Genomic DNA, 854 nt, shown 5'->3' on the forward strand with positions numbered 1-854 from the left:
GGCGCACTGCGCTACCGCGGCGTCGACATCGAAGAACTCGTCGCACAGAACGTCACCTTCGGCGACGTCTGGGCCCTGCTCGTCGACGGCGCATTCGGCCGCGGCCTCCCACCGGCCGAACCCTTCCCCCTCCCCATCCACACCGGAGACGTCCGCGTCGACGTCCAAGCCGGCCTCGCGATGCTCGCCCCCATCTGGGGCTACCAACCCCTGCTCGACATCGACGACACCACCGCCCGCGACAACCTCGCCCGCGCCTCGGTGATGGCCCTGTCCTACGTCGCCCAATCCGCCCGCGGCATCTACCAACCCGCCGTCCCCCAAACCCGCATCGACCAAGCCGCCACCGTCACCGAACGCTTCATGGTCCGCTGGAAAGGCGAACCCGACCCCGCCCACGTCGCCGCCATCGACGCCTACTGGGTCTCGGCCGCCGAACACGGCATGAACGCCTCCACCTTCACCGCCCGCGTCATCGCCTCCACCGGAGCCGACGTCGCCGCCTGCCTCTCCGGTGCCATCGGCGCCATGTCCGGCCCCCTGCACGGCGGCGCCCCCGCCCGCGTCCTGCCCATGATCGAACACGTCGAGAAGACCGGCGACGCCCGCGCCCTGATCACCGGCATCCTCGACCGCAAAGAAAAGCTCATGGGCTTCGGGCACCGCGTCTACCGCGCCGAAGACCCCCGCGCCCGCGTCCTACGCGCCACCGCCAAGAGACTGAACGCACCCCGCTACGAAGTCGCCGCCGCCCTCGAACAAGCCGCGTTGACCGAACTACGTGAACGCCGCCCCGACCGCGCCATCGAAACCAACGTCGAATTCTGGGCCGCAGTGATCCTCGACTTCGCCGA

General features: G+C 69.9%; 1 protein-coding gene. It reads left to right on the forward strand.

The genetic code is table 11. The features are described 5' to 3' along the window. Nucleotides 1–854: citrate synthase 2 (locus CH286_RS03760; RefSeq protein WP_141215785.1), on the forward strand; the 854-nt coding region annotated here is incomplete at both ends.

This window comes from Rhodococcus sp. WWJCD1 (genome assembly GCF_002258735.1).
GTDB lineage: Bacteria > Actinomycetota > Actinomycetes > Mycobacteriales > Mycobacteriaceae > Rhodococcoides.